Here is a 22,642-nt window from a genome sequence, read left to right as displayed (position 1 = left end):
TTTGTTATTCTGCTCAGCTTTGCAGCTCAGCGGCGGGAAGGGGTGTTCTCCTCCTACTGTCGGCAGCCCCGGCACCTTCGTTAGGCACCGCGCTGCTACGGACTAGCTAAATTGCTAAAGCTAGCCAGCGCGAACCGCCGCCGACGACTAGTTGCCGCCGGCGCCGCCTTAAATTGTCAGTGCCTCCTGAGATGCTGTGGGTGTGGACAGCAGAACAGCTTGGAGTGTGGAAAGCAGGGAGGCCGTGGAGGCCGTCGCGCGCGTCCACTGCTGTGCTTGCTGCCTTCACCGGCGCGGACCGCCCTGATCCGCCCGGCGCCGATCCGCTGCGAAACATCGATCCGCTGCGGAATCTGGCGGATGCTTGCCTGGACGGTCTCGCCGACGTCGCCCGGCTGGAAGCCCGGACCGCCGCGCTGAAGGTGAGGCTGGCCGCCGAATACGTGCAGGCAGCCAGGGCCCTGGCCTCACCGGCGGCGTCCCCGCAGGAACACACCGCCCAGGAGATGGCCCTGGTCGCCGAGGTCGCCTGTGTCCTGACCGTCAGCGAACGGACCGCCGGAGCCCTCCTGTCCGAATGCCAGGCACTGACGACGGCGCTGCCGCTGACCCTGACGGCCCTTCAGGCCGGGACGATCTCCTGGCAGCACGCCCGGATCATCGTCGACGAAACCAGCAGCCTGGATCCCGCCGGAGCGGCCGCGCTGGAAGCGCACTTCCTGGACCCCGGCGCCTCCAACCCCGCCCGCGGGTGCCGGGCCGGGGACCTCGTCCCGTCCCGGTTCCGCGCCAAAGCACGCGCCTGGCGGGAACGCCACCACCCGGTCAGCATCGAAAAACGCCACACCAAAAGCGCCGAGGACCGCCGGGTCGACTACACCCCGGACCGGGACGGCATGGCCTGGCTCTCCGCCTACCTCCCGGCAGACACCGCCGCAGGGATCTGGGAACGGACCACCGCCGCCGCCCGCGCCCTCCAGGGCCCGGCCGAGGCCCGGCCGCTGGCCCAGCTCCGCGCCGACATCACCGCCACCTGGCTCCTCACCAGCCACACCACCGGCACCGGCACCACCGGCGGAACGGCCGGCGGCGGAACGGCCGGCGGCGGAACCGGCACGGGCGGGGGTGTGGGCGGGGGCGTGGCCGGGGGTGTCCCGTCCCCGCGGGCGCAGGTCCTGATCACCGTCCCGGTCCTGTCCCTCCTGGGCGCCACCGACGAACCCGCCACCCTCGACGGGTACGGGCCGATCCCGCCGTCCATGGCCCGCCGCCTGATCGCCGACGGCGCCGACTCCTTCCACCGCGTCCTGACCGACCCCCGCGACGGCGCACCGCTGGAAATCGGACGGACCAGCTACCGCGTCACGAAGGCCCAGCGTCAATGGCTCCGGCTCCGCGACGGCAAGTGCCCCTTCCCCGGCTGCAGCAACCACTCCCTGGACAACGAAGCAGACCACCTCCTGGCCTGGGCCGACGGAGGCAACACCGGCATCTCCAACCTCGGCCAGCCCTGCCCCAGACACCACCGCCTCAAACACAGCTCCGCCTGGACACCAACCGAAGCCAGCAAAGACAACCCACCAGGGTGGACCGCACCCTCAGGCCGGCACCAGCCCAGCGAACACCAGGACTGGGAACCACCCCACTGGCCACACCACACCCTGACCACGGACCCAGGCACGGACACCGGCCCGGACCAAGGCCTGCCCGCGGATCCGGGACATCATCCGGACCCGGCGCCAACCGGGCACCCCGGCCCGGATCCCGAACCGGAACTGCCCCCGGACCCCTTCCCGGACTGGCACCAATTCACGGCCTGGCACCCATTGCCCGCCGCAGACACGGACGATCCGGCCTGGTCGGCCCCCCTCGGCTACACCGTAACCCTGACCCCGGCAGCCTGACTACCAATCTCCATGACGTCCGGAGGCCCTCTGTCGCCCTCCGGACACCCCCAGGCGCGCCGACCGCAGGCAAGTCATCTCATTTTCGGACTAGGGAGCAGCTCGAACCCGGGAAGATCCGCTGGCGGGATCCCTCTTCCGAGCAGACCTTCAAGTGACCGGGATGCCGGTACACGAGTTCGCCGGCTGAGTTCCCGGCGATCCGCATCGTTAGGGCCGACGCGGCCCAATGGACGCCCCCCGGGGCCTGGAGCAAAGTCGAAACTGACCGAGTCCGACAGGGCTGCCTGACCCTCTTCGGACGGATCAGCGACTAGCCTGGGTGCCTGCACTCCGCGCGCTGATGCACCGTCGTGGCTGAACGATGACGCCCACTCCGCCAGGTGCTGCCGGGAGTGGACGTCATCGGTGGGAGTTAGGTCCTGATCCGAAAATACACACGGAGCGCGGCCGGCTCCCAGGGATGACCTTAATGAGCCGAAAGGGTCCTCCGCTGACCGCTTCTGCATGAGCGAAGGACATGAGCGCGGACGCGCACAGGGTAGTGAAGGAGACAGCTTCGGCTCCGGAAGTATGCGGACCCGAAGCTGTTCCCAATCATCTTTGGGAGACAGTCAAATTTTCCGACGTCTTAGCGCTTGAGGTTTCCGAGCTCCTGGAGCACCTCGTCAGAGGTGGTGATGATGCGGGCGTTTGCCTGGAAGCCGCGCTGAGCGACGATCAGGTTGGTGAATTCCTGGGACAGATCCACATTGGACATTTCCAGGTTTCCGCCGGTCAGGCTGCCCATGCCGGGGTCGCCCGCCGCACCCAGCTGCACGCCGCCGGAGTTGCCGGTCGCCACATAGGACGAGCCGCCGGACTTCTCCAGGCCCGCCGGGTTGGTGAACTTGGCGAGTGCGATCTTGGCGAGGACCTGCTTGATGCCGTTGCTGAAGGATCCGATCAGCGAGCCGTCGTTGCCCAGCGTGTAGGACTCCAGTTTGCCGACCGCAGCGCCGTTCTGGCCGCTGACCGTCAGGGAGCTCATGGTGGCGTAGCCGGAGACCTTGGAGAGGTCTACGTTGATGCCGTTGATCGCCAACGGGCCGTTGGGTGTGAGCTGGCCGTTCGGATTCTGAGCGAGCTGGATGGTTGACGTGGCTGCCCCGTCTTTTGCAGAGACGTCCCAGCCCGTAGCGGTCTTAGCGAAGGTCACGGTCAGGCTGCGCTCGGCGCCGGCGCCGTCGTAGACCTTGACGACACGGTCCAATGCAGCGCCGGTCGTGGCGTAGTCGCTGGGCAGGTTCCCGTCCAGCGTCACTGTGTCCGTTGCCTTGGCAACCATGGTGTTGGGGTTCAGCGTGATGCCGCCGACCGGGGCACCCGCGTTGATCACACCGTTGGTGGCCGTCCAGCCCTGCAGGATACCGCCGTCGGGGCTGACCAGCTGGTTGGCGGCGTCGGGGCTGAACGCGCCGGCGCGGGTGAAGAGCTGGTTGCCGCCCTTGCTCGTGACAAAGAAACCGTCGCCGGAGATCATCATGTCGGTGGCACGGCCGGTGCTCTGCGAGGAGCCCTGGGCGAAGTTGGTGCTGACGCCGGCAACCCGGACACCCAGGCCGATCTGGGCCGGGTTGCTGCCGCCGGTCTCGGCCTGCGGGCCCGTGGCACCCTGCTGCATCTGCGAGAGGGTGTCCTGGAACTGGGTGGAGGACGCCTTGAAGCCGGCCGTGTTGACGTTGGCGATGTTGTTGCCGGTAACGTCCAGCATGGTCTGGTGGGCGCGAAGGCCGGAGATTCCGGAGTACAGCGAGCGGAGCATGGGAACTGCCTTTCTACGGTTGAAAAACTACTTAGGAAGCGGCCGGAGCCGTGAGCCCGGTGATGGAGTCGAGAGGGATGGAAAGGTCGCCGACCTTCACGGTGGGTACCGTTCCGGCGTAGGACACCGAGCTGGCGACGCCGGTGCCGGTGGTGCCGTCGCCGAGGGTGTAGCCGACGGAATGGCCGATCAGTTGGGCTGCGGCCGAGCGCATCTGGAGGGAAAACCCTTCCTTGCTGTTGGTGGTCAGCTCGGACATCTTCTCCATCATGGAGAGCTGGATGGTCTGGCTCATCATCTGGTTGGTATCCATGGGAGCACTCGGGTTCTGGTTCTTGAGCTGGGCCACCAGGAGGGACATGAAGACATCCGAATCCATGGTCTGCACGGGTGCCCGCACGGCAGCTGCCTTGGCGGTCTCCCCCGTGGCCGCGATGGGCTGGGAGGCGATGGGCTGGATCGTCATGAGTCGCTTTCCTTCGTGTCAGACAAGAATGTCGAGGGTGGTTTGGGGTCCGTTCAGGGATCTGGCGTTGCGCATGGCCGACTCGTCGGCCAGAGCATCCCAGCGGTGTCCGCTGCGCTGCTCGCCGGCGACGTTTCCGCCGCCCGGGCTGGAGCCGTTCCGGCTTCCACGGCCGCTGCCGTCCTGGCCCGCATCCCGGCCGGGGTTGTCCTGGCTTGTTCCGCCCGGCCCAGCGCGGTCAGAGACGTCGAGGCTGGCTCCAAAGCCGGAATCTGCAAGTTCCTTGCGAAGCTCGGGCAGGATCCCCCGGATCGCCTCGCGCCCGGCATCTCCTGGGGCGAAGAGCTCGATCCGGACGCCGGCAGCATCGATGTGCGCCCGGACCGTCAGCGGACCCAGGTCCTCCGGCGACACCTTCAAGGTCATGATGTGCTGTCCGTGCGGCGCCCCGGCCAAGGTGAAGAGCGGCTTGGCCAGCTGGGGCTGAAGAGTGGCCGCGGGCTGGGAAGGCGTGTGCGGCGCTGGCTGCGGCGCGGCTGAGGGCGCCGGGGAATGCGCCGGACCCGGCGTCGGCTGCGCTGTCGCCGTCGCCGTCCCGGCAGCCGCCAGCGCGTCGGCGGTGGCGGCTGTGGCGGCTGTGGCGGCGGTGGCGGCAACGGGCGCAGGAGACTCAAGAGGCGTGCTGCCGGCGGGATCCACGACGGCCGGCGTCTCCGGCAAGGCGATGCTTCCGGTCGTATCCGGAAGGGCGACGCCGGTCTGGGTGTCCGATATTGCGGCGGCACTGGCGACCGCCTGCGCTGCAGCCGCAGGGTGGGGCTGTGGCTGGGGCGCGGTGGAAGTACTGGCGGCCGTTTGCGTGCCCGGACGCGTTGCACCCTCGACGGGGGCTGAACCGTTCGCTGCGGCCGCGCTGGCCGGAACGGTTACGGCCGTCGGGGCGGTTGGAGACGGTGGCACCGCAGATTCCGCCGTCGACGACTGAGCGGCTGCGGGCTTCCCGGTGTCGGGCTGCACAGCCGCGCGCTGAATGGTGGCGGCCTGCACCGGGACCGCCGGCGAGGCAGCCGCCGGTGTTGCGGGAAGCACGGTCGCCCCCGCTCCTGGCGTCGGAGCAACCGTAGTGGGAAGGGCGGTCGTGGCCGGCGAGGCCGCAGCCGCCGGTGTTGCGGGAAGCACGGTCGCCCCCGCTCCTGGCGTTAGAGCAACCGCAGTGGGAAGGACGGTCGTGGACGGCGTGGTCGTCGCAGTTGCGGGAAGTTCGGTCGCCGCCGCACCGGGCGACGGCGTAGTGGGAAGGACGGTGGTGGCCGACGTCGTCGTCGGAAGTGCGGTCGCCCGCGCACCGTGCGCCGGCGTTGTGGGACGGACTGTCGTGGCGGGCGTGGGCGGCGTCGAAGTTGCAGGAGGTGCGGTCGCCGCCGCACCGTGCGCCGGCGTAGTGGCCGGCACCGGCTTCGGCGTCGCGGGAAAGACGGTCGAGGCCGGCGTGGTCGCCCGGGCACCGGTGGTCGTCAGCGAAGTTGCGGGAAAGACGGTCGAAGCCGGCGTGGTCGCCCGGGCACCGGTCATCGGCGTCGCGGGAAAGACGGTCGAGGCCGGCGTGGTCGGCGGCGTCGTTGCGGGAAGTGCGGTCGCCGTCGTCATCGGCGCCGCAGTGCTGGCCGCCACCGCCGACTGCTGCACCACCGGGGGCACGGCCGTTGCCGGTGCCGTCGCGGTCGCCGTCGCCGTCGCACTATTGACGGGCGGCCTCGCTGCGGGCTGCGCGGTGGAAGTTTGCGTCACCGGGGACGCTGCGGCCAGGGGCTGCACGGCATCGGCGGGCGCGCCGCCGGCCTGGATCAGCCGGGAATCCGGCAGGCCGGGTTCGCCCGGCACGAAAGTTGCCAGTCCGGGGGCCGCCGCGAGGGGAGCCGCGGAGTAGGCCGGCTGCGCTGCGGGGACGTTTGGCGTCCCGGCCACCTGACTTCCGACGGCCACCTGATTTCCGACGTCGGCCGGCAGCCCACGGCGTGCGGCGCTGGCCGCAAGGGGTGACCGCGAGGAACCCGGGCCGAGGTTCGGGGCCATGGTTCCAACCGACGATGCGGCAGCGGCGGGAACAGCAAACGATCCCATCGCCGACGCAGCACCCGAAGGGTCCACCGCAGCAGGAACGGCTACGGCCGGAACGAACTGAGCAGGAACGAACTGAGCAGGATCGAACTGAGCAGGAACGAACTGAGCCGGGTTTGTGGCGGTGGCGGATTCGCCGTCGACAGTTGACTCGGCGGGAACCCCGGCAGTCTCCTGCGCTCCAGGCGTCTCGGTCTCCGGAGCCTGGCCGGACACTGAGTTGAGGACGTCACTGAGAACGGTGGCGAAGGTGCCCGCGTCCGTATTTCCTGCGGTCTCTTGTTGCGCACCGCGGCCAAGCGCAGTCCCTGCGGCGGGCGCCGCTGCAAGAATTGCCGGAGCAAGGTCCGTCGATACCATCCCGTTCACGACGCTGCCCCTGCCGGAACGATGCGTCGGATGGACGTCAGGTTCGAGTGCTGCTCCCAGGCGTCCCGGATCTGGATGGTCTTGCCCGGAACGGGGGCGTCAATCGCCTTGCCGTTGCCGAGGTAGATGGAGATGTGACCTCCCCCGAAGCTCACCAGCAGGTCACCGGGCTTGGCCTCGGCCAATGACGCAACCGGGGTGCCCTGCCGCATCTGGTCGCTCACGACGCGGGGAATCTCGACGCCCAGGTCCTTGAAGACGCGCTGGGTAAAGCCGGAGCAGTCCATGCCGGTGGCCGGGTTGGTTCCGCCCCAGACATACGGCACGCCGATGTACTTCTTCGCCATGGCCACCACGTCGGTGCCGGTGGCAGACCCGGCGGCGGGAACGGACCCGGCAACAGCGCCCGGCGCGGTCAGGCCCTTGAGGGCGCCCACCGCCATCGTGCTTCCCAGTCCGAGGCCGTTGGCGAGGGAGGAGATGTCGGTTCCGGTATTTCCGCCCAGTGCCGCGGTGAGCGCCTGGCTGAAGGATTCGGCGTCGCCGCTGCCCGTCGCGGTGGCAAGCGAAGACCCGGCGGCGGACTTCACCGCTGCGGCGTTAGCCTCAGCCGCCGGGCGGGTCAGTTCCGCAATCATGGACTGGATGCCCTGCATCCGGCCGATCGCCTCGGTCATGCTCACTGCTTCACCTGCTGCGCATCGCGGTGCCACACGGTCGACGCGATTTCGTCCAACGTCGATTGTTCGGCCCGGAGGTCCTCGGTGGTGACTTCGGCGTGGTGGCGGGCCTGCAGCTTCTCCAGGCCGACCGAGCGCGTGCGCGCGGCGATGAAGTCGCTTCGGGCGTCGGCTTCCTGGGTCTCCGCGATCCGGGTCAGGGTCTGCAGGTCCGCGAGCATGCTCTGGGACGAGGACCGTGCAGCCGCAATGGCACGCAGCGAGGCGGAACTGGAGATCGGCTCGTCGTTGGCGGCCAGCTCGCGGCGCGCGGCGGCTTCCCGGACCCGGACGGAGCTTGAGCGCGAGCGGGCGCGCGCCAGCCCGGTGGCGGCCTGGTCCTGCTGGATCTGGCGGAGGCGAAGGAGCCCTGCCAGTGAGAATTGGCGGCTCATGCTGCGGCTCCCAGGATTGACGTGAGGTTCTCGAGCCGCTGCCAGGACTCGGGGTGGGCCGTGGATTCCTCCATCGGCTGCTGCAGGAATCCGCTCACGTCCTGCTCGTGGTTCAGGGCCGCGTCAACCAGGGGGTTGGTGCCCGTCTGGTAGGCGCCGACGTCGATCAGGTCCTGTGCCGCCTTGCGCGCGGCAAGGACCCGGCGCAGGGTTGCTGCGGCCTCGAGGTGGGGCCGTGAGTTGACCTTGGTGGCGACCCGGGAGACGGATCCGAGGACGTCCACCGAGGGGAAGTGTCCGGTGACGGCGAGTTTCCGGTCCAGCACGACGTGCCCGTCGAGGATGGACCGGGCGGCGTCGGCGATCGGTTCGTTGTGGTCGTCGCCGTCGACGAGGACGGTGTAGATGCCGGTGACAGAGCCGGTTTCGGCCGTCCCGGCGCGTTCGAGCAGCCGGGCCAGGATGGAGAAGGTCGACGGCGGGTAGCCGCGGGTGGCGGGCGGTTCGCCGGCGGACAGGCCGATTTCGCGCTGGGCCATGGCCACCCGGGTGAGGGAGTCCATCATCAGGACGACGTCCTGGCCCTTGTCGCGGAAGGATTCGGCGATGCGGGTGGCGGTGAAGGCCGCGCGCATGCGCATCAGTGCGGGTTCGTCCGACGTTGCGACGACAACGACGGAGCGCGCCAGGCCTTCGGGTCCCAGGTCATCCTCGAGGAATTCCCGGACTTCACGGCCGCGCTCCCCCACCAGGGCAATCACCGAGACTTCGGCGTCCGTGCCGCGGGCAATCATCGAGAGCAGGGAGGATTTCCCGACGCCGGAACCGGCGAAGAGGCCCATGCGCTGGCCCTTGCCGAGCGTGGTCATCGTGTCCAGCACACGGACGCCTGTCTGCAGCGCGGTGTCGATCCGGGCACGCTTCATGGCGTTCGGGGCTTCGTTGTCGATCGGCACCCGGGGGCCGCTGTTGAGCGGACCCTTGCCGTCGATGGGCCGGCCCAGTCCGTCAATGACCCGGCCGAAGAGTCCCGGCCCGGTGGGGACGAGCAGAGTGCCGCCCATGGCCCGGACGGGGTCGCCCGCCGCGACGCCGGCGAGCCGGCCCAGCGGCATGCAGCGCACCGAGCTGTCCAGGGCGGCGACCACTTCAGCGTCCAGTCCCGGGTTGGAGCCCACGGTCACCAGATCGCCCAGGGCGCAGTCGAGTCCGGACACTTCAAGGCCCAGGCCCATCACCGAGGTGACGACGCCGACCCGCTGGGGGACGGCAGCCTTGAGGGCCGCGGCGTAGTCGGCACCCTTGGGGCGCCACCCGGCGATCATCGCTGGTCCCCCGGAAATCCGCCGGGAAATCCGTCGCCCAGGAGCGCTGTACGGGCACGGGCCAGGGCGCTGCCCAGGCTGGCGTCGAGCCAGCCCTGCTGATATTCCACCTTGGCGTCGCCCCGGCTGAGGGACTGGTCCGCGAGCAGCGGCAGTCCGGCGGGCAGGTCCAGGCCTTCCTTGGCGAGGACGTCGATGTCGGCCGGGTTGAGCCGGATCGCCAGCACGTTGGCGGCGTCGTTCCCGGACAGGGCCCGGTCTAGGGCGGCGCGCGCCGTCCGGGTGCCTTCGGCGAGTTCGTAGCCCAGGATGGCCTCCGCGAGTTCCAGCGCGGTGCGGGCCAGTACTTCCTCGGCGTCCTGCAGGGCCTGTACATTGCGGTGGGCGAAGTCAGTCCGTGCCACGGCAAGGGCGCGCACGGCACGGTCGAGGTCATGTTGACCGGCGGCGAGGGAGGCGGCCTGCTCGGCGGCCATCCGGTCCCGCCAGCGGCGCTGTTCCTTCGCGGCGGCCCGGACGCCGGCTGCATAGCCGGCGGCATGGCCCTCCGTGTAGCCGGCCTGTTCGCTGGCCGGCCCGCTCGCGCGGAGCGAGGGAAACACAATCCGCTCCGGGGTGGCGTCAGCAGGGGCAGTGCCAGTAGGGGCAGCGTCAGCAGGTGCAGTGCCAGTAGGGGCCGCGTCAGTAAACATAGTCTTCCTCGTCCCCGCGCTGGATCGTGATCGAGCCCTCGGCATCGAGCTCGCGCATGGACCGGACCACGGCCGCGCGGGCTTCCTCGATCTGGGAGCCGCGCAGCGGGCCCATGGCGGCGATCTCGGACTCGAGGATTTCCAGGTTGCGGCCGGAGACGTTGGTGGTGATGGTTTCCAGGACGGGCTCCGAGGCGCCCTTCATGGCCACGGCCAGCACGGACGCGTCCAGTCCGCGGAGCACCAGCTGGACGTCCTTGCGCTCCAGCTTCACGATGTCGTCGAAGGTCACCATCTGGGCGCGGATTTCCACCGCGAGTTCCGGGTCCAGCAGGTCCAGGCCGTCAAGCACGGAGCGTTCCGTGCCGGCATCGGTCCGGTTGATGATCTCCAGCAGCGGCTGGATGCCCCCCACTACCTTGGATGCCTGCTGCGAGACGGCGGCGCCACCGCGCAGCTTGAGCGTGTCCGCCACGATGCCGATGGCTTCCGGCGCGCCGGAACCCATCGTCGCGATGCTCAACGCGACGTCGGCCCGCAGCGAGCCCGGCAGTCCGGACATCACGGCGGAGGCCTTGCGGGGGCTGAGGTGGGCCAGGACCAATGCAATAGTCTGCGGCAGTTCGCCGTCGATCAGTGACAGGACCTGGACGGGTTCAATGTCTTCGAGGAACTCAAAGGACTTTCCGGCCATGTTGACCGTCAGACGGTTGATCAGGCCGGCAGCCTTTTCGGAACCGAACGAGGCTTCGAGGAGGCCTTCGGCGAGTTCCCGGCCACCCCGGGCCTGCCGGGGGCTGGACAGCGCGGCGTGATGGAAGTCCTTCATGATCTGCTCTGCCACGTCCGGGTCCACTTTCCGGAGCCGGACGATTTCGGCGGCAATTTCTTCCGCCTCGGAATCCGTGAACTGGGCCATGACCTTGGCAGCGTTGGCGGAGCTCATCTGCATGAGGACCACGGCGACACGCTGGGTGCCGGTGAGAGTGACTTCGGCTAGTTTCATACCGGCTGCCTGTCATCCATGAGGCCGCGCAGGTAGTCGGCGGCCTTTTCCGGGTTGGCGGCGACCATGCTGTCGATCTCGAAGCGACGCCGCTCAGCCTCCAGCAGTTCGGGTGGCGGGCCGGGAAGCGGGGGCAGCGCGGTCAGCGGAATGGCCGACGTCGCGGGCGGAAGCGGCAGTGCGGAGACAGCCGGCATGACCGGCAGGAGGTCCAGCCGTTCGCCCAGGTCCACCGGTTCGCGTTTTTGCCGGCGGCGCAGCACAATCGTGATGACAAGCGCCAGGATCAGCAGCCCCAGCAGGATGCTGCCTGCAGTGATCAGCGTCCCGAAGAACTCGGCCTGCTTCTGGGCTTCCGCCTCGGCCTTGGCGGCCTCAAGGGAGGCGGCAGCCTGGTCCGCGGCGGCGGTGCTGAAGGGCACGACCTCCACCGTGACGACGTCGCCGCGTGCGGTGTCGATGCCGGCGGCGGCAGTGACCAGCGACGTCAACGAGGCCAGGTTCAGTCCGCCTGCGGCGGACTGGTTGACCGCCACGGAAATCGTCTGCCGCTTGACGGCGCCCGGCGGGATCACGCGGTCCTCGGTGACCTTGTTGACGGCATTGTTCTTGGTGGCGGTCGAGGAGTCGAAGTTGCCGTTTCCGCTGGTGCCGCCGGGAACGGCGATGTTGTCCGGGCCGAGGACACCTGCGGCTCCTCCCCCGGTTCCGGTGTATTTCTCGGTCTTGGAGGACTCGCTGAGCGGCAGGGCGCCCTCGGCGTTGGAGAACGTTTCGCTTTTCTGCTGGGCGGATTCGCCGGTGACGTCCGCGGCCACGGCCACGGTGGAGTTGCCGGGACCGACCACGCGGTCCAGAACGGTCTTGACGGCGTCGGACGTGCGCTGCTGGAAGTCGCTGGCCTGCTTCGAGGATGAGCCGACAGCCCCGCCGCCGACGGAGGAGAGCACATTACCCTGCGAGTCAACAACGGACACGTTGACGGGCAACAGGCTTTCGATGGCGGCCGAGGTCAGGTGCACGATCGCCTGGACCTTGTCGCCGGAGAGCGTGGAGCCGGGCGCGGTCTCCACGAACACGGAGGCTGTGGTGTCCGGGGCCTTGGACACGAAGACGGTCTTTTCCGGGATGGCCAGGCGGACAGCGGCGGTCTTCACACCGTCCATGGCAGAGATGGTGCTGGCCAGCTCGCCTTCGAGGGCCCGCTTGTAGGTGACGGACTGCTGGAATTCGGAGGACGTCACGCCCATCTTGTCCAACAGGGAGTAGCCGGTGGCCGCTGCGGTGGGGAGGCCGGCGGCGGCGGCCTTGAGGCGCTCGTCGTAGACCTTGTCCTGCGGCACGAGGATGGTGGAGCCGCCGTCGCTGAGCTCGTAGGGCACATTGTCCTTGCGCAACTGCTCCACGATGCCGTTGGCGTCCGTGTCCTTCAAGCCGGAGAACAACGGCGTCAGGGCAGGCTTGGCCAACCAGGCGGAGAGGGCGATGATGCCGACCACCAGCATGGCGGAACCGATCACGGCGAGGGTTCGCTGGCCGGTGGAGAAACCTTTGAGGCCCGCGCCAAAGCGCTGGAAAAAGCCCGTTATCTGCGGCGGCATCAGGCCTGCATCCTCATGATCTCGTTAAACGCGTCAACACCCTTGTTCCGCACGGTTGCCACAAGCTCAAGGGTGATCTGCGCGCGGCTGGCCGCGATGGTGGCGTTGTGGATGTCGTCGAGGTTGCCGGTGACCGCCGAGACGGCGAGCTCCTTCGACGTCGACTGCAGCTGCTGGAGGTTATCCACAGCACCGGTGAGGGTCGTGGCGAAGCCGGAGCCGTCGGTGCCAGTGGCGGCTCCCGCGCCGGAGACGAAATTCGAGGGAAGTACTCCCTGGACCGGGGCGATCGGGGAAACAGGCATCAGGATCGTCCAATCTCAAGGGCGGCCAGGTACGTTTCGCGGGCGCGGTCGACGACCTGCGCGTTTGCCTGGTAACCGCGCTGGGCGATGATGAGCGCGCCCATCTGCTCGGCCATGTCGATCTCCGGGTACTTCACATTGCCGTCCACGTCCGCCAGCGGGTGGTCCGGCTGGTACACGATCCGGCCCTCGGCGTTGCCGAGCTGGGTGCTCCTGACGTACACGCCGGTGCCCTCGGAGCCCTCGGCGGCCTCCACATAGCGGGCCTGGAACGCGTTGCCGCTGGTGGGCGAGGCGTTGTTCATGTTGGCAAGGTTGTCCGAGACGGCGTCGAGCCACTTGCGGTGGACGGTCAAGGCCGAGCCGGCGATCCCGATTGCGTCGAAGGTCATCAGTTGGTCCTCATGGCGGCGCGCACGGCGTTGAATTCACCGCCGATGGCGCGGGCGGCGAACTGGAAGCGCAGTACGGTGTCGATGTTGGACAGGGTCTCCGTGTCCAGGTTGACGTTGTTGCCGTTCAGTTGGGTGGGCTCGAGAGACTCCGCGGTGGTGGCCTCGGCGCGGCCGTCGCCGGACTTCACGGAGGCTGCGAGGGCTGCCTCGAAGCTGACGCGCTTCGCCTGGTAATTCGGCGTGTTGACGTTCGCGATGTTGTTCGCGATGGTGCGCTGGCGCAGCGCAAGGCCATCCATGGCGCTGGCCAAGGCGGCGGAAGTCACGGATTCGAGCACAGAGTCCTGCCTGGGGATGGAGATGAGAGGCCGATCCGTGGCCGGTAAGCGAGCGATCCGTGCTCTATCAGTGGTTATCGGCACTGGTCAGCCGTGCGTTAGGAGAAAACGAGAGAGTATTTTCGGATGTCTCCCGGCCGGAGTGTCTCAGCCGTTTACGTCGAGGTAGACGGCACTGGAAGACTCGCCGACGCCGGGCACGGAGGAGACGGCCTGGAGCTGGCGGGCCACGTCCATTCGGGCTTCTTCGAGCCGCCGGGCCACCCGTTCCTGGGCGTCCGACAGCGCGATGGCGCGGCGCCTAGCCTCGGCCGGCACCGGGCCGGTAAAGGTGGGAGGCGACCAGCGTTTCTCCGGAAGCGGGTCCGTCAGGTTCCGGGGCGGGGAGGACAGCGGACCAAGCGGATCCTTCAAGGTGCGTTCGGCGGCGCCGACGGCCATCTCCAGCACGTCCAGGATTGCCTTCCACGCGGCCACGGTGGTGTCCGCGGGCGTTGACAGAGTTGATTCGTAGTGCTGGATGCTGGCTTCCCCTATGCCGTTCGCCACGTCCGCTTGGCTACCCAAAGCCGAGGCTCCCGCCACCTGTTCCGGGCTGCGTGTTCCAGGCTCCCGCTGCGGAGAAGCCTGTGGGGGCGGGGAAGGCAGTGCTTACACCGTGGGCTCCGGAAGCGGGGGCTGCGGACGGCGCAGGAACAGCAGCAGCGGCCTCGTGCCAGGCCTGGCGCAGGGGTTCCAGGAGTTCGATGGCTTCGCGGGTCAGACCCGGGTCACGCTGGATGTTGGCGTTGACCAGTGCGGTGAAGGCATAGTTGTAGAGGCCCAGGAGACCGTCGGCGCCGTCCCAGGCGTCCGTCTTGAGCGAGGAGATGAGTTCGGCGATGATGGCCTGGCCATGCAGGAGGTTCTCCGAAGCGACGGGCCAATTGGCCGACTGCTGCGCGGCTTCCGCCCGGCCCAGGTCCAGCAGGAGCCTGTCGTAGAGCATCGTGAGCAGGCGTGCCGGCGGAGCCGAGAGGACGGAATCGGCGAGGTACTGGTTCCGCTGGGCGGCACTGCCGAGGCCGCTGCCGTAAGACGTGGTGGTCATGCTGAGTTACTTCCTGAAGAAAGGCCGCCGAGCTGGGCGGTAAGCCACGACTGCTGCGCCTTCATGTTGCTGAGGGCCACTTCCAGTCCAGAGTAGGTGCGCTGCAGCGTGGCCTTGCGGGATTCGAGCCGGGTGTCCCAGTCGCTGATGCGATTCGCGAGGTCACGGACTTCGGATTCCTGGCCGGTGATCTTCTTTGTCAGGGTGCCGTCGTATTTGTCCGAAGCAGAGGTTGCCGCTGCGGCGATTCGCGTGGCGATCTCCTGGACCTTGGCGGCGGTGCCTGCCGGGTCCGAGGCAAGAGCTGCCGAGAACTTCTTCTCGTCAAACTCCATCGTTCCGGTCTTGGTGATGCTGATCCCGATTTCCGACGGCGACCGCGGCGGCGTGCCGACCGGCAGCGATGCCGCAGACAGGATGCTCTGGTTCACGGAACGCACGGCGCTGTCGCCGGCGAAGATGCCGGCAGTGGTCGATGTCCCGCTCGTGTTGGTGGTGCTGGTGACGGCGGTCTTGCTGGCCACGAAGGAGAAGATGCCGTTGACGCCTGAGACGAGGTCGGAGGCGAGCTTGGTGATGCCGGCGTCGTCACGGGCCACGGTGAGCGTGACGGGAGCGGCAGTCACTTCTTTGGCGGTGACGGACACGCCGGGCAACAGGTCCGTGAAGGTATTCGTCGGCGACTTCACGGTCTGGGTCACGGCGGTGCCTGGCCAGAGTGTGATCTCTGCATCCTGCGCGGCCTTGACGTTCGTGAAAGTAGTACCGGGATCGCTGATGGTGAAGGCGCCGGCTTCGCCGGACTTCGTTGCCGTGAATTGGAGTCGGAACTCCCCGCCGCCAACAGCCACCTTGCTGGCAGTGACGCCGGCCCCGGCCGTATTGACGGCGGTCACGACGTCGTCGAGGTTGCTTGAGAGCGGCTCGACCGTGTAATCAATGCCCCCGCTGTTGATGGTCATTGTGGTATACGGCCATCCGACCACTGCATTCACTTTGGGCGTCACCGTGACCTGGGCCTGCGCCAGCTTGGTTACCTGGAAGTCGATCGAGCCAGCCTTGGCGGCTGTAGTCGTCGTGGCAACGACCTTGTCGCTAGTCGTGGTTGCCGAATACAAGTCGAGGGCACCGGGCTTGGCCGCGGTGGCGGCCTGAGTCGCGAGGGCGGCGACCTTGCTGTTGAGGCCCTGCAGTGCGGACACCATGTACTGGATGTCGTAGGACTTGTTCTTGAGCAGCGTCTGGGGAATGGCTTCAACCTGCATCACCGAAGCAATAAGGGCGGTGGTGTCGAGCCCGCTGGCCAATCCGTCGAGTGAGATTCCCATCGCTGCCTCTCATTGCTGCAAATGACTACTGGTGCCAAGTATTCGGAAATTCAAATTTTGCACGTAAGGGCCGGACGATGATTGTGTCATCGTCCGGCCCTTCCGCAGCATGGTGATCGGGGGTGTCTCTTCGTCCGATCAGGGTGGCAGACTCACTTCTGGACTGCCGGTCTGCCGGAACCGGTTTAGCGCAGGAGTGAAAGAACACCCTGGCTGGACTGGTTTGCCTGAGCCAGCATGGCGGTGCCGGCCTGGGACAGGATGTTGGCCTTGGTGAACTTGACCATTTCCTGGGCCATGTCGACGTCGGCGATGCGGGACTGAGCGGCCTGCAGGTTCTCACCGGCAACGTTCAGGGACTTGATGGTGTGCTCGAGGCGGTTCTGGGTTGCGCCCAGGTTTGAACGAGCAGTGGAAGTGGCTTTGATCTGTGCATCGATCGAAGAAATGGTGGTTGCTGCCACAGTGGGGTCTGCAAAGCCGTCGGTCGTGATGATGGCAGCCTTGAGAGTGGCCGCCATCGTCTTGACATCGGCGCCCGTGAGGTCGAGGGTGATCGTGTCGTTGGCCGCGGTGGGACCCGTGCCTACCTGGAAAACCATCTTGCCGTCCGGAGTCGCCCCTCCGCCGGCCGCGGCACCGGTCAGAAGATCGATACCGTTGAAGTTGGTGGACTTGCCGATGCGGTCCAGTTCTTCGACGAGGCTGGTAGCTTCCGTCTTGATCGCCGTACGGGCGTCGGTGTTGTTCGAGTCGTTGCCAGCCTGCACTGCCAGATCACGAACGCGCTGCAGGATGGAGTGGACCTCCGTCAGGGCGCCTTCAGCGGTCTGGATGACAGAGATGCCGTCCTGGGCGTTGCGGGCTGCCTGGGCCGAACCGGTGATCTGAGACTTCAGGCCCTCGGAGATGGACAGACCTGCTGCGTCATCGCCGGCGCGGTTGATGCGCAGGCCGGTGGACAGCTTCTCCAGGGACTTGGAGAGGTCGTTCTGGGTGTTGTTGAGGCTGCGGTAAGAGTTGTTTGCCGCAAGGTTGTTATTGATAACGAAGCCCATGATGTTTCCTCCGTGAGTGGGACTGTAAGCGATGGCCCATCCGTGGGCCTTCAGGAGTAGTTATCGCCATTTCTGAAGCACAGGTAAGCAGAATTCCAAAATTCTTTTCCGGACGGCTTTTCCTTGCCGTTCCGCCTGTAATCCGCCTTGTTCCCGCTAACGGATCCCACTCCCCTGCCGATAGTTTCTACGAACCCTGCTGATGGCTGCAGCCGCCTCCTTATGTGCTGCATGCCCGGCACCACCGCTTTAGTCACCTTTGAGGGAGCCGTCCAGACCATGGCCATCCACGAACTTTCAGCCCTGCTGTGGCGGGAGCGTGAACTCCTGGACATACTCACTTTCAAGCTTGAGGAAGAGCAGCTGCTGCTCACCTCGGGCAAGTCCCGCTGGCTTCCCCACGGCACCCGGGAAGTAGAACAGGTCCTCGGGCACCTCTCCCAAGCGAGCCTGGCGCGCACCATCGAGGCCGCCGTCGTCGCCGAGGTCTGGGGCCTTCCCACCGACGCGTCCTTGGCGGAACTGGCCGCCGCGGCGCCGGAAGGTGCCTGGGCCGAGATCCTCACCGCGCACCTCACCGCGCTGACCCGCCAGACCTCCCTCATCAAGGAACTGCGCGATTCCAACGACCAGTACCTGCGCACCGCCGTCCGCTCCACCCAGGAATCGCTGGCCGATCTGCGCCCGGCCGCCGGCACCTACGACGCACACGGCAAGACCGGGCAAACCGCCGGCTCCCGCATTTTCGACAAGAAATTCTAAGGAAGCGACCATGAGCACCTTTGGCGCCCTGAACACCGCCTACCGTGGACTGACGGCAGCCCAACAGGGCATGAACATAGCCGGGCAGAACATTGCCAACGCCGCCACCGAGGGCTATACCCGGCAGCGGGTGGAACAGTCTTCCTTGGCCGCGCCCGCCCGCGGAGTCTTCAGCGGCGGCACACTGCAGCCCGGCCAGGGTGTGTCCGTGGACGCCATCGCACGGCTCGGCAACAGCTTCCTCGACGCCGGAGTCCGCTCGGCGGGCGCCCAGGCCGGCTACGCGAGCGTCCGTTCCTCCGCGCTGCAGGGCATCGAAGGGATCCTCCAGGAACCCGGCGATAACGGCATCTCCACCGCATTGCAGGGCTTCTGGTCAGCGTGGCAGGGTGCAGCCAACCAGCCGGACCAGCCTGGCCCCAAGGGACTGTTGCTGAACGCTGCCAATTCCGTGACGGACAAGATCTCCTCCGCATATCGGGCCCTCGACTCCCAGTGGAGCAGTGTTCGCGGCCAGGCCGCCGACTCGGTTGACGCCGTCAACGCGGCCGCCGCCCAGGTTGCCGCCTACAACACGGCCATCCGCTCCACCCTTGCCGCTGGTGGGTCCGCAAATGAGCTAATCGACGCGCGCGCCAAACTCACGGACAGCATCGCCAGTCTCGCCGGCGGCACCGTCCGCGAACAGGCCGACGGCACGGTGGACGTCCTCGTCGGCGGCAACGCCCTCGTCACGGGCGGCTCCGTGCGGACTCTTGCCCTCTCAGGCACGCCCTCGGATCGGATGGGATCCCCGGTGCAGCTTCTCTGGAAGAACCCACCCGGCGTGGCAGCCCCCGACGGCGGCGAACTCGCCGGCGCCCTCTCCGTGCTGGCTCCCGCCTCGGGAGGATCCGGAGGCCCCATCGCCGAGGCAGCCCAGTCCTACAACACCTTCGCGACCGCCCTCGCTACGGCAGTGAACACCGTCCACCAGTCCGGAGTCACGGGCACCGGCGCCACAAACGTCGACTTCTTCACCACCGCCGGCACAGGCCCCGCTGCGCTGAGCATCTCCGGCCCCGCCAACATCGACAACATCGCCCTCAAGGCTTCGACGGGCGGCGCGCTGGGCACCAGCATTGCTGACAAGATCTCGCAGCTCGGCACCGGCGCAGGTTCCCCGGACAAGCTCTGGGCAGGCATCGTGACCAACATCGGGGTGCAGTCCCGCGGAGCCCAGCAGCACGAGTCACTCACCAACGCCGCCCAGGCGTCCGCCCTGACGGGCCGCGCCTCGCAGGCCTCCGTGAGCCTGGACGAAGAAAACGTCAGCCTGCTCACCAACCAGCACGCCTACCAGGCCGCGGCCCGCGTGATGACCGCCGTCGACGAGGCCCTTGACGTCCTGATCAACCGCACCGGATTGGTAGGAAGGTAGACATGCTGGACCGGGTAACAAACCTGACCATGAGCGCGAACGCCCAGCGGACCCTGCAGACCCAGCAGTCCAGGCTGGCGGAGCTGCAGGAAAAGGCCACCACACTCAACAAGATCTCCCGCCCCTCGGACGACCCGGCCGCTACTGCCAAGGCGCTCGAAACCCGTGCGTTGCTCGCCGCCACGGCGCAGTACGGCCGTAACATCGACGACGGCGGCACCTGGCTCACCGCGGCGGATTCCGCGCTAGAGCAGGCCACCAATGTGATGCACCGGGTCAAGGACCTCACCGTGCTGGCGGGAAACGGCTCGCTGAACCAGTCCGGCAAGGACGCCATCGCCTTCGAGTTGGAGGCCCTGAGCAAGGACCTTGTTTCGATCGCCAACAGCAAGCACCTGGGCCGGAACATCTTTGCCGGCAGCTCGGATGCTGCCGCGGCCTTCAGCTCGGCGGCTCCGCCGGTGTTCAACGGCGTCTCCGGCAGCGCCGTGGAGCGCCGAGTCAGCGCCACGCAGACGGTGCGCGTCGACGCCGATGGCGAGGCGATCTTCGGCAGCGGCACCGGCTCCCTTTTCGACGTCGTCAGCAAGATCGCCGCCGATCTGCGGAGCGGCACGGATATTACGCCGCGGCTCGCTGCGGTGGAAACTGGTTTCAAGAACGTCGTCAACGGACGTGCTGAAATAGGAACACGCCAATCGCAGCTGGAACGTGCCGGCAACGTCAATACAGAATTGGAGGCCACCTTGGATGCCCAGCGGACCGGCATTGAGAAGGCAGATCTCGGCAGCGTCATCATGGACCTGAAACTTCAGGAAACCAACTACCAGGTGGCCCTGGCCGCCACGGCACGGGTCCTGCAGCCCACGCTGATGGACTTCCTCCGGTGAGCACAGCCGTGATGAACACCCCCGTCACCTTCACCGCCCCCATGCCGGGACTGGAGCACGTGCACGACTTCACGCTTCGAAGCGTCGACGGCGCGGCGGGGCTCTACGCCCTGGAGTCAAGCTCCACCCCGGTGCGGCTGTTCCTCGCCGACGCGGCCGTGTTTGTGCCGGGATACGCCCCGCCGATTCCGTCCGCATCGCTGGAGGCCCTCGAACTGGAACAGGGCGCGGGGCACCAGGTGCTGGTGGTCCTCAACCACACCGCCAATGCCACCACGGTCAACCTGATGGCCCCGCTCGTCCTCAACCCGGCAACACGCCGCTGCAGCCAGCTGGTCCTGGACGGCCGCGAGTACCCGCTCCGGGCGGAGCTCAACTCCCTCTAACGGGAAACGTCCCGCCCTGAACCAGGCCTCACCAGAAATGCGCGACGTCGATCACGAGCCGTGAGCCGGCGTCGGGCCCGGCGAGGGTGAACACCCGGAACGGCAACCGCGCGCGGACCCCGAGCCCAAGCGTCGTGTAGCCCTCAAAACTGCCGGCAAAAGCCACTTGGCGGAACGTCTGGTATCCCGTGACAGTGGTGAATTCATTCTTGTCCGCCGGGTTGTAGGTGGAGTTGCCGGTGTCATCGTAGGCCGGAGCGTTGACCGTGAGCTGGATGAACGCCTGGCCCCTCAGCGGCACGCCGGCCCCCGAGCCGTCCTGGGTCACCTGCGGAACGTAGCGGACGTTGTACCCCGCCACCGGGCCGTTGAGATCGACCACCAGCCGGTCGAAGCAGTAGTGCTGGCCGGTGCGTACGTTGGTCACCTTGGCCTGGCTCAGCGCCGGATCAGCCTTGGCCAGCGATCCCCACACCAGGCCGCAATAGGGTTCCGCCGAGGCCGGCCCGGATGCCACCAGCACCATGCCGACGGCCAGCAACACGGCTGCGAGCCATACGTGGATCTTCTTCAATCCAGCCACCCCCTGAAGCGATGAGATAGTTCAAGCGTAGAAGCGTACGGGTCCGGAATCGAGGGCCGGACGGACTTCGGCGCCGAACCGTTAACGCGGGCCGTTCCGGGTCACCGGAACGTGATCTGGCGCCGCGCACGGCGCCGCGCGGGGCGCCGGATGCAACGAAGCGCCGGACCCCGCTGGGGTGCCGACGCTTTGCTGGGTAATACTGTTTGTGCTCTGAAGTGGGTGCCGCGCGCTGGAAAGTCCCCTAGCCTTCGCAGTCGCGGCAGTACTTCAGGCCGTTCTTTTCCTTGGCCACCTGGGACCGGTGACGGACCAGGAAGCAGGAGGAGCAGGTGAATTCATCGGACTGCTCGGGAACAACAATGACGGTCAGCTCTTCGCCGGAGAGATCGGCACCGGGAAGGTCGATGCCTTCAGCCGTGTCGTTCTCATCGACGTCAATAATGGCGGTCTGGGCGCCGCCGCCGCGGGATGCCTGAAGGGCCTCCACCGATTCAGCGGGGGACTCTTCTTCTGTCTTGCGTGGGGCGTCGTAATCGGTAGCCATGTCGGGGTTCACTTTCGTTGCTGCGCAGCGCCATTTCAGGCACCTCAGTGAAGCAGTTTAGGTCATTATGCATGGAGTTGGAGCATAGTGTGTTCAAACAGACACTTTGCGTCGCCCGGCCCATTGCCCACCGACTGGCGGACGCCGGCTGTGGCGGTCCAGCCGAGCGGGATTTAGGCTTGGAACACCGGCGCAGCCGCATTCCGGACACGAGTCGAAGAGGTTGTTTCAAATGGCTACGAAACTTAATAAGGAGGCCTTGGAACACGCCAAAAAGCTGATCAAGGAAGGACATGTCCAGCGGGACGAACGAGACGATTGGAGCGAACACGCGCCGTCGGCCGCGCAGGAAAACACGTACATCGAAAAGCACGGGTTTCCGGGGTTCTCAAGCTGGCACCTGGGCCTTGACCGTGAGGCGTCCGCGGGGACCAAAGGCAGCGTGACCTTCCCCTTCGGAGATTTCAGGAAGGTCCACCGGTGCGCCGTCATTTCCCTGGAGAGCCGCGCGGCGCAACACGGTCACGACGACATCGCCAAAGCCGCCAAGGAGCTGCTTGAGAAGATCGACGCCGGCTCGTACGGCAGCGCCGTTCATCCAGCGCCTGAACCGCCTCTCAGGCCACCGGCCACACGACAAGGGTCTTCCATTTTGAGGGGTCCGGCTCGGTCGCCGGATCGCTGAGGTAGTACTCCCACATCTTCTCCGCGGGTGTCACCGCCTCGGCTTCCATCCGCGCCATGAGCGCGTGATACGTGTTCTCCAGGGTCTCGTACGATCCGATGTGCATCGCCTCGAACGCCTGGCCGGCAGGGAGCGACGCGGCCGTCACACCACCTTCGGCGGTGCCCGGGTAGGGCGCGGCCAGCGGGAAACCCGCCTCGACGTCGACGACGTCAGTGGGCATCCCCCGGTAGAGCGCAAACGGTGGCCCGGCCAGCTGGACGTGCTGCTGCTGCACGGCGCCCATCACAGCAGCATAGGCCCTGCTGAAGAACTCGCGCAGGGCAGTCATCGGGACGGTTTCGCGCACGACGGCGGTCGGCTGTTCGTGGAGTTGGGTGGACTTGATGTCCGGCGTCTTTTCCGGATTCGTTTCAGTCATACGCCCAGACTCCGCCCGCCGTTTTGTGGGGTCTA

At 67.2% G+C, this 22,642-nt stretch carries 25 protein-coding genes and 1 pseudogene; 7 read left to right on the top strand and 19 right to left on the bottom strand.

Annotated features, from left to right (window positions below):
- Nucleotides 1-200: 200 nt before the first annotated feature.
- The gene (locus tag ACQCSU_RS15315; protein ID WP_426976126.1) at nucleotides 201-1,904 is read left to right on the top strand and encodes a DUF222 domain-containing protein; all 1,704 of its coding nucleotides are present in this window, start codon (nucleotides 201-203) and stop codon (nucleotides 1,902-1,904) included.
- Between the two features lie 631 nt (nucleotides 1,905-2,535).
- Here ACQCSU_RS15315 and ACQCSU_RS15310 read toward each other — a convergent pair.
- Genes ACQCSU_RS15310 through ACQCSU_RS15300 form a run of 3 tightly spaced genes read right to left on the bottom strand, consistent with a single transcriptional unit; the run spans nucleotide 2,536 to nucleotide 5,134 of the window.
- Nucleotides 2,536-3,708 (bottom strand): flagellar hook protein FlgE, encoded by a 1,173-nt coding sequence (locus ACQCSU_RS15310; RefSeq protein WP_426976125.1) that lies wholly within the window; start codon nucleotides 3,706-3,708, stop codon nucleotides 2,536-2,538.
- Between the two features lie 31 nt (nucleotides 3,709-3,739).
- Entirely contained in the window at nucleotides 3,740-4,174 is a 435-nt protein-coding gene (locus tag ACQCSU_RS15305; protein ID WP_426976124.1) for a flagellar hook assembly protein FlgD, read from the bottom strand.
- A gap of 18 nt (nucleotides 4,175-4,192) precedes the next feature.
- Nucleotides 4,193-5,134 (bottom strand): flagellar hook-length control protein FliK, encoded by a 942-nt coding sequence (locus ACQCSU_RS15300; RefSeq protein WP_426976123.1) that lies wholly within the window; start codon nucleotides 5,132-5,134, stop codon nucleotides 4,193-4,195.
- 70 nt (nucleotides 5,135-5,204) lie between these two features.
- On the opposite strand from ACQCSU_RS15300, the gene ACQCSU_RS15295 reads away from it, so the two are divergent.
- The gene (locus ACQCSU_RS15295; protein WP_426976122.1) at nucleotides 5,205-6,101 is read left to right on the top strand and encodes a hypothetical protein; all 897 of its coding nucleotides are present in this window, start codon (nucleotides 5,205-5,207) and stop codon (nucleotides 6,099-6,101) included.
- Between the two features lie 556 nt (nucleotides 6,102-6,657).
- On the opposite strand, the gene ACQCSU_RS15290 is transcribed toward ACQCSU_RS15295, so the two are convergent.
- The 13 genes from ACQCSU_RS15290 to ACQCSU_RS15230 form a co-directional block, all read right to left on the bottom strand.
- On the bottom strand, nucleotides 6,658-7,338 hold the full coding sequence (locus tag ACQCSU_RS15290) for a C40 family peptidase (protein WP_426976121.1): 681 nt from the start codon (nucleotides 7,336-7,338) through the stop codon (nucleotides 6,658-6,660).
- Nucleotides 7,339-7,340: 2 nt separating this feature from the next.
- Nucleotides 7,341-7,775: a flagellar FliJ family protein gene (locus tag ACQCSU_RS15285; RefSeq protein ID WP_426976120.1), complete on the bottom strand. Its 435-nt coding sequence runs from the start codon at nucleotides 7,773-7,775 to the stop codon at nucleotides 7,341-7,343.
- A complete protein-coding gene (locus tag ACQCSU_RS15280; protein WP_426976119.1) occupies nucleotides 7,772-9,100 on the bottom strand; it encodes a FliI/YscN family ATPase in 1,329 nt (442 codons plus the stop codon). Before ACQCSU_RS15280 ends, ACQCSU_RS15285 begins: the two co-directional genes overlap by 4 nt.
- Nucleotides 9,097-9,702, bottom strand: a complete 606-nt coding sequence (locus ACQCSU_RS15275; RefSeq protein ID WP_426976118.1) for a FliH/SctL family protein — start codon at nucleotides 9,700-9,702, stop codon at nucleotides 9,097-9,099. The genes ACQCSU_RS15280 and ACQCSU_RS15275 overlap by 4 nt, the downstream gene beginning before the upstream one ends.
- Before the next feature lie 79 nt (nucleotides 9,703-9,781).
- On the bottom strand, nucleotides 9,782-10,798 hold the full coding sequence (fliG, locus tag ACQCSU_RS15270) for a flagellar motor switch protein FliG (protein ID WP_426976117.1): 1,017 nt from the start codon (nucleotides 10,796-10,798) through the stop codon (nucleotides 9,782-9,784).
- Complete coding sequence (gene fliF / locus ACQCSU_RS15265) at nucleotides 10,795-12,399, bottom strand: flagellar basal-body MS-ring/collar protein FliF (RefSeq protein WP_426976116.1); 1,605 nt, start codon at nucleotides 12,397-12,399, stop codon at nucleotides 10,795-10,797. Before fliF ends, fliG begins: the two co-directional genes overlap by 4 nt.
- A complete protein-coding gene (gene fliE / locus ACQCSU_RS15260) occupies nucleotides 12,399-12,704 on the bottom strand; it encodes a flagellar hook-basal body complex protein FliE (RefSeq protein ID WP_426976115.1) in 306 nt (101 codons plus the stop codon). Before fliE ends, fliF begins: the two co-directional genes overlap by 1 nt.
- Nucleotides 12,704-13,096 carry a flagellar basal body rod protein FlgC gene (locus ACQCSU_RS15255; RefSeq protein WP_426976114.1) on the bottom strand — a complete coding sequence of 131 codons (393 nt, stop codon included), beginning with the start codon at nucleotides 13,094-13,096 and terminating at the stop codon, nucleotides 12,704-12,706. The genes fliE and ACQCSU_RS15255 overlap by 1 nt, the downstream gene beginning before the upstream one ends.
- Nucleotides 13,096-13,437, bottom strand: a complete 342-nt coding sequence (flgB, locus tag ACQCSU_RS15250) for a flagellar basal body rod protein FlgB (protein ID WP_426976113.1) — start codon at nucleotides 13,435-13,437, stop codon at nucleotides 13,096-13,098. The genes ACQCSU_RS15255 and flgB overlap by 1 nt, the downstream gene beginning before the upstream one ends.
- 147 nt (nucleotides 13,438-13,584) lie before the next feature.
- Nucleotides 13,585-13,986, bottom strand: coding sequence for a hypothetical protein (locus ACQCSU_RS15245; protein ID WP_426976112.1), 402 nt, complete (start codon nucleotides 13,984-13,986; stop codon nucleotides 13,585-13,587).
- Nucleotides 13,987-13,996: 10 nt separating this feature from the next.
- On the bottom strand, nucleotides 13,997-14,527 hold the full coding sequence (fliS, locus tag ACQCSU_RS15240; RefSeq protein ID WP_426976111.1) for a flagellar export chaperone FliS: 531 nt from the start codon (nucleotides 14,525-14,527) through the stop codon (nucleotides 13,997-13,999).
- Nucleotides 14,524-15,855: a flagellar filament capping protein FliD gene (gene fliD, locus ACQCSU_RS15235; protein ID WP_426976110.1), complete on the bottom strand. Its 1,332-nt coding sequence runs from the start codon at nucleotides 15,853-15,855 to the stop codon at nucleotides 14,524-14,526. Before fliD ends, fliS begins: the two co-directional genes overlap by 4 nt.
- Nucleotides 15,856-16,040: 185 nt before the next feature.
- Complete coding sequence (locus ACQCSU_RS15230) at nucleotides 16,041-16,913, bottom strand: flagellin (RefSeq protein WP_426976109.1); 873 nt, start codon at nucleotides 16,911-16,913, stop codon at nucleotides 16,041-16,043.
- 231 nt (nucleotides 16,914-17,144) lie between these two features.
- Between ACQCSU_RS15230 and ACQCSU_RS15225 the strand changes: the two genes are divergently transcribed.
- The 4 genes from ACQCSU_RS15225 to fliW are packed head-to-tail and all read left to right on the top strand — an operon-like array spanning nucleotide 17,145 to nucleotide 20,371.
- Entirely contained in the window at nucleotides 17,145-17,675 is a 531-nt protein-coding gene (locus ACQCSU_RS15225; RefSeq protein WP_426976108.1) for a flagellar protein FlgN, read from the top strand.
- Between the two features lie 10 nt (nucleotides 17,676-17,685).
- The gene (gene flgK / locus ACQCSU_RS15220) at nucleotides 17,686-19,095 is read left to right on the top strand and encodes a flagellar hook-associated protein FlgK (RefSeq protein ID WP_426976107.1); all 1,410 of its coding nucleotides are present in this window, start codon (nucleotides 17,686-17,688) and stop codon (nucleotides 19,093-19,095) included.
- Nucleotides 19,096-19,097: 2 nt separating this feature from the next.
- On the top strand, nucleotides 19,098-19,985 hold the full coding sequence (gene flgL, locus ACQCSU_RS15215) for a flagellar hook-associated protein FlgL (RefSeq protein WP_426976106.1): 888 nt from the start codon (nucleotides 19,098-19,100) through the stop codon (nucleotides 19,983-19,985).
- A complete protein-coding gene (gene fliW / locus ACQCSU_RS15210; RefSeq protein ID WP_426976105.1) occupies nucleotides 19,982-20,371 on the top strand; it encodes a flagellar assembly protein FliW in 390 nt (129 codons plus the stop codon). Before flgL ends, fliW begins: the two co-directional genes overlap by 4 nt.
- Before the next feature lie 28 nt (nucleotides 20,372-20,399).
- Here fliW and ACQCSU_RS15205 read toward each other — a convergent pair whose 3' ends face one another.
- Nucleotides 20,400-20,945, bottom strand: a complete 546-nt coding sequence (locus tag ACQCSU_RS15205; RefSeq protein ID WP_426976104.1) for an AMIN-like domain-containing (lipo)protein — start codon at nucleotides 20,943-20,945, stop codon at nucleotides 20,400-20,402.
- Between the two features lie 253 nt (nucleotides 20,946-21,198).
- Nucleotides 21,199-21,501 (bottom strand): DUF4193 domain-containing protein, encoded by a 303-nt coding sequence (locus ACQCSU_RS15200; RefSeq protein ID WP_354247890.1) that lies wholly within the window; start codon nucleotides 21,499-21,501, stop codon nucleotides 21,199-21,201.
- Nucleotides 21,502-21,733: 232 nt separating this feature from the next.
- Here ACQCSU_RS15200 and ACQCSU_RS15195 point away from each other — a divergent pair.
- Nucleotides 21,734-22,072: pseudogene (locus tag ACQCSU_RS15195) on the top strand (hypothetical protein); the annotation flags it as partial.
- A 46-nt stretch (nucleotides 22,073-22,118) separates the two neighbouring features.
- On the opposite strand, the gene ACQCSU_RS15190 reads toward ACQCSU_RS15195, so the two are convergent.
- A complete protein-coding gene (locus ACQCSU_RS15190; RefSeq protein ID WP_426976103.1) occupies nucleotides 22,119-22,607 on the bottom strand; it encodes a GyrI-like domain-containing protein in 489 nt (162 codons plus the stop codon).
- Nucleotides 22,608-22,642 lie beyond the last annotated feature (35 nt).

Source organism: Pseudarthrobacter sp. O4, assembly GCF_050157025.1.
Lineage (GTDB): Bacteria > Actinomycetota > Actinomycetes > Actinomycetales > Micrococcaceae > Arthrobacter.
The sequence above is the reverse complement of the archived record's forward strand: the minus strand, read 5'-3'. Positions and strand labels throughout refer to the sequence as shown.

What these genes read in the sequence shown, in the direction of transcription:
- ACQCSU_RS15310 (WP_426976125.1), bottom strand. Translation starts at nt 3,708, where the DNA reads ATGCTCCGCTCGCTGTACTCCGGAATCTCCGGCCTTCGCGCCCACCAG.
- ACQCSU_RS15305 (WP_426976124.1), bottom strand. Translation starts at nt 4,174, where the DNA reads ATGACGATCCAGCCCATCGCCTCCCAGCCCATCGCGGCCACGGGGGAG.
- ACQCSU_RS15295 (WP_426976122.1), top strand. Translation starts at nt 5,205, where the DNA reads ATGGTGGCGGCCTGCACCGGGACCGCCGGCGAGGCAGCCGCCGGTGTT.
- ACQCSU_RS15290 (WP_426976121.1), bottom strand. Translation starts at nt 7,338, where the DNA reads ATGACCGAGGCGATCGGCCGGATGCAGGGCATCCAGTCCATGATTGCG.
- ACQCSU_RS15285 (WP_426976120.1), bottom strand. Translation starts at nt 7,775, where the DNA reads ATGAGCCGCCAATTCTCACTGGCAGGGCTCCTTCGCCTCCGCCAGATC.
- ACQCSU_RS15280 (WP_426976119.1), bottom strand. Translation starts at nt 9,100, where the DNA reads ATGATCGCCGGGTGGCGCCCCAAGGGTGCCGACTACGCCGCGGCCCTC.
- fliG (WP_426976117.1), bottom strand. Translation starts at nt 10,798, where the DNA reads ATGAAACTAGCCGAAGTCACTCTCACCGGCACCCAGCGTGTCGCCGTG.
- fliF (WP_426976116.1), bottom strand. Translation starts at nt 12,399, where the DNA reads ATGCCGCCGCAGATAACGGGCTTTTTCCAGCGCTTTGGCGCGGGCCTC.
- fliE (WP_426976115.1), bottom strand. Translation starts at nt 12,704, where the DNA reads ATGCCTGTTTCCCCGATCGCCCCGGTCCAGGGAGTACTTCCCTCGAAT.
- ACQCSU_RS15255 (WP_426976114.1), bottom strand. Translation starts at nt 13,096, where the DNA reads ATGACCTTCGACGCAATCGGGATCGCCGGCTCGGCCTTGACCGTCCAC.
- fliS (WP_426976111.1), bottom strand. Translation starts at nt 14,527, where the DNA reads ATGACCACCACGTCTTACGGCAGCGGCCTCGGCAGTGCCGCCCAGCGG.
- fliD (WP_426976110.1), bottom strand. Translation starts at nt 15,855, where the DNA reads ATGGGAATCTCACTCGACGGATTGGCCAGCGGGCTCGACACCACCGCC.
- ACQCSU_RS15230 (WP_426976109.1), bottom strand. Translation starts at nt 16,913, where the DNA reads ATGGGCTTCGTTATCAATAACAACCTTGCGGCAAACAACTCTTACCGC.
- ACQCSU_RS15225 (WP_426976108.1), top strand. Translation starts at nt 17,145, where the DNA reads ATGCCCGGCACCACCGCTTTAGTCACCTTTGAGGGAGCCGTCCAGACC.
- flgK (WP_426976107.1), top strand. Translation starts at nt 17,686, where the DNA reads ATGAGCACCTTTGGCGCCCTGAACACCGCCTACCGTGGACTGACGGCA.
- flgL (WP_426976106.1), top strand. Translation starts at nt 19,098, where the DNA reads ATGCTGGACCGGGTAACAAACCTGACCATGAGCGCGAACGCCCAGCGG.
- ACQCSU_RS15200 (WP_354247890.1), bottom strand. Translation starts at nt 21,501, where the DNA reads ATGGCTACCGATTACGACGCCCCACGCAAGACAGAAGAAGAGTCCCCC.
- ACQCSU_RS15190 (WP_426976103.1), bottom strand. Translation starts at nt 22,607, where the DNA reads ATGACTGAAACGAATCCGGAAAAGACGCCGGACATCAAGTCCACCCAA.